We start from the raw sequence: 3,646 nt of genomic DNA, 5'->3' as shown, positions 1-3,646 counted from the left end.
ACAATCGGATATAACAGCACTTTAATCTACTTATTCACCCAACCACTACCTCCAAAACTTTTCCAACGACACCTATCACTTTCCGAAAGCCATTTTTCCGTTTATTTTAGAAACTGAAAGCTAGCTAAAGTGCTTATGAAAAGTCAATACCCAACCTTGGGTATTTTTAATATATTAAATTTGGTAAGATACGCCATTAACGGGCTGACTCTGACATGGCACCAGGCCAATATAGCTAAGTGAGGATTTAACACACTTTCCACCCTCCTACCCTATTGCAGCTTACAATAACACGCTACACATTTAGTGCAATTTTCTACTAAAAAGGAAATATTATTTTAATTGCCAGGCATGGATTACCCGTGCAATTGTAAACATGTAACAGTCTAAAAAAACTTACAAGCGGATATTGGCACACCCGGTAAGGGTAGCGCACTCAAACCAAAAGGAGCTATTTTTATCAGAATATAGGTTCAGCACTCCAAACAGTACGATCCTCATAACTTTTCATTACGGCTTATTACGCTTTATTACAGTTTATAACAGCCAGTACCGTTTAAATGCGACCAAAAAAGTTACATCAGGGCAATTTGTGGCCTCTTATTGCGCCTGACTAGTTATTTGTCGAGCCACAAGTTTAGTAATTCATTAACAATCAACCATTTAGTGATTACCCATGCAGGTCAGTCATAAAATAGCTTATAGGGTGGTTTGCAAAATAAGGTTGAACAATTAATTTGGAATTGTAACCATAATAAAAGAAGTATGACATAGCTATGATAAACCCAATACAACCTTGCTCAAGTTTAATTTTCCCTGAGCTTGACAATCAACTAACCTAAAGCCCAATATCCCATGAAACCATTTAAAGTAATATTACTGGCAGCCGTTACCTTCTGCTCACTGGCCATGTACTCGTGCAGCGATCCTTATGAGGAAATAACCCTCCAAGCGGAGGAACCTGTTACTGATCCACACAGCAATGGAGAAGAAATCGACCCCTGATTTGAGAAAAAAAAATTGAATACCCCATAGTTATGACAATCTAATTAGAAGTTTAAAACCAACAACTTGATAAACCATGATCTCAAATTTGACTAAACCTTTCCTTTACCTGCTATTTATGTGTTTTTTCTTATCCTGCTCTAATGAGCCGGAAATAACACCTGAAAAACTTCCGACAGATACCAACAGCTTAAAATCACTTTTAGATAAAGATATAAATCCAGAAACTCGACTAGAGGTCTATTATAGGCTTTATAAAGCGTTTAGAGATAGTGATTTAGCCCAAGCTGCCTATTATGTCAATCAGCAACAGGATTTAGCTAAGGAGGTAGTTAATAAAATGTATTTGGGAAGGGCATATCACGCCCAGGGCATGCTACAAAGACGGTCAGGAGAATATATAGAAGCGACAAATTCTTACCTCCAAGCTATTGATATTTTTGAAGAAGTAGGTTATAACTCAGGAGTAGCTGCTGACATCAATAACGTAGGCAAGCTTTACCAGACTATCGAAGGTTACAAAGATGCCATTCCATATTTTGAAAAGGCTGCTCAGATATATGAAGAAAGCGGAGACTTTAAGAATCAATCAATAGCCTATACAAATCTTGCTATCTGCAATTCAAAAACTGGGCGGTACGCTGAGGCCAAGGAAAATATTAAGCTTGCTATAGCACAACAATTACAATTTGATTCAAATGATGCTAACAGGCTAGCTCATGTTTACAATGAAGCTGGTAATATTTATTATCATGCAAACCAATATGATCAGGCTATAGAATATTATAATGAAGCTCTGGCTTTTAATCCCAGCCATGAACAGATGCTGGTAATATTATATGACAACCTTGCCAATACCTACCTTACAAAAGGTAATTATGATAAAGCGACTAAGTTTTTGTTAAAGGGAACAGGTATAACCATAGATACCAAGACAGCAGTTGAACGATACAATATCGAAGGAACACTCTACCAACTCCAAGGCAATCACCAAAAGGCAGTAGAAGTATTTAATGAAGCCATAGCCCTTGCCAACAAAGACATTATCAATGAACCGCTAAATAACACACTTGACCTGCTTTCACAATCCTACCGGGCGCTAACAGACAATGGAGCAAAGGTGGCCTACGATGATATATACCGGATAGCTGACCTTAAAAAACAGCAACAGGAGCTAAAAGATAGTTTTTATGATGGCATGAATGCCAAAGCTTTACAAGCTGCATTAAACCAAGAAGTAGAAGCCCACAATAACCGAAAGCTACAGGCCAGTATGGTAGACAGGCAATGGCTCATCGCTCAAGGGGCAGGTGCTATAGTGGCGGGGTTATTAATCGTTATAATGGTGGTAACTATAAATACCAAAGCGACAAAAAAGAAGGCCTACGATGCACGAAAGCTATGTGCCGTCTTGCAGGAGGAAAAGGATGCCTTAGCAAAGGAGAACAAAGACCACAAAGAACTGCTTGCAGAGATACACAGAATGGCCTCTGAGTTAGATACTTACAACAATAAAAATAAAGATGCATAAAGTCTCGGGACCATAATGCATGTTGGTTTATCAATATAAAAAGGGCTTTCATCGCCCTTTTTATATTTGATAGCTGTAAAACAGTTAGTCCATCAAAGTGGCTTTTTTTACCCTGTCCACTACAGCCTTGTACTTTTCAAGTTCTACCTTATAAGTGGTAGTCTCCTGCATGCTCTCTGCTACCTGAATTTTTAGCTTCTGTATTTCTTCCTTAGCCTTGCCCAGCGCTTCAAAGGTAATGTCAAAAGCAGCGGCCTTATCTTCTGCCGCAATGTGCCGTGCATTCATTATTGTGCTTCCTATATCATCCGAATGGCTTTCCTCTCCCGGCTTGTAGAAGAGTTCGTCCGTACTTATATCAAAGATGCGTGCCAGCACAGGCACAAGTTCAGAAGGTACTTTGCGCCTGCCTTTTTCATAATTGGAAATCACATCCTTACTTACCAGCTTGCCCGATTCTTTCTCAATGGCATCACCTAACTGGCTTTGTGACCAATTGTTTCTTGTACGGAAATAAAAAATTCTCTCCTCAATAGTTGTATTTATCACTACTTATTTTCATTTTTATAAAAAGCAAACAAATTGTTGTTTTGATAAGCCTTAGCCAGCCCTGTCCAAAACAACCTAAATATAATAATTATGGAGTACACTGTAGGATTGCCGGGAGAAATTAGCAGCAAAGAATCCCCCACTAAAGGTTATTGCATGGAAGTCTCGTTGCGCGCCGTAAAACAGTGCATGGCGGCAAACAAGGAGCTTCGCTCCATCATAAAAGGCGCGCTGGACCCGTATTATATTGATAAGTACATCGAGTTTTCTGAAAACATGGAGTGCATACTTGCTGCAGTGGAAGAGCTTATTAATGAATTTGATGCCACTTTAAAAAGCAGCTCATGCACGGAGTGATACGTTCTGGTTAATCTACGTTCTGGTTCAAGCCTTTAGCGTAGCGGTAACTTGCATCACCATTTATCCAAGTCTTCAGACCTGTAACACCAGTTGCTGAAAACCAATGATGTAATACTATCGGTGTGAATCCCGGTTTTTTAGCAGTAAATAAAATCAAAACACCGCTGGCAGTACATATAAGGTTTTTCCTGCATGTAAGCT

General features: G+C 39.1%; 5 protein-coding genes. 3 read left to right on the top strand and 2 right to left on the bottom strand.

The features are described from left to right. The first annotated feature begins 855 nt into the window (after positions 1–855). Together E1163_RS01740 and E1163_RS01735 are read left to right on the top strand one after the other, a co-directional pair. The gene (locus E1163_RS01740) at positions 856–1,005 is read left to right on the top strand and encodes a hypothetical protein (RefSeq protein ID WP_155168839.1); all 150 of its coding nucleotides are present in this window, start codon (positions 856–858) and stop codon (positions 1,003–1,005) included. 118 nt (positions 1,006–1,123) lie between these two features. Continuing rightward, complete coding sequence (locus E1163_RS01735) at positions 1,124–2,536, top strand: tetratricopeptide repeat protein (RefSeq protein WP_185155916.1); 1,413 nt, start codon at positions 1,124–1,126, stop codon at positions 2,534–2,536. Between the two features lie 84 nt (positions 2,537–2,620). On the opposite strand, the gene E1163_RS01730 is transcribed toward E1163_RS01735, so the two are convergent. Beyond that, positions 2,621–3,085, bottom strand: coding sequence for a helix-turn-helix domain-containing protein (locus E1163_RS01730; RefSeq protein WP_155168835.1), 465 nt, complete (start codon positions 3,083–3,085; stop codon positions 2,621–2,623). Positions 3,086–3,175: 90 nt separating this feature from the next. Here E1163_RS01730 and E1163_RS01725 point away from each other — a divergent pair, with 90 nt between their 5' ends. Then, positions 3,176–3,442 carry a hypothetical protein gene (locus E1163_RS01725; protein WP_155168833.1) on the top strand — a complete coding sequence of 89 codons (267 nt, stop codon included), beginning with the start codon at positions 3,176–3,178 and terminating at the stop codon, positions 3,440–3,442. 10 nt (positions 3,443–3,452) lie between these two features. Here the strand turns inward: E1163_RS01725 and E1163_RS30895 are convergent. After that, positions 3,453–3,646: hypothetical protein (locus E1163_RS30895; protein WP_221417904.1), on the bottom strand; the 194-nt coding region annotated here is incomplete at its 5' end.

The organism is Fulvivirga kasyanovii, from assembly GCF_009711405.1.
GTDB classification, from domain to species: Bacteria; Bacteroidota; Bacteroidia; order Cytophagales; family Cyclobacteriaceae; genus Fulvivirga; species Fulvivirga kasyanovii.
Note: the sequence above shows the minus strand (reverse complement) of the source record. Positions and strands in the feature narration are given on the sequence as shown.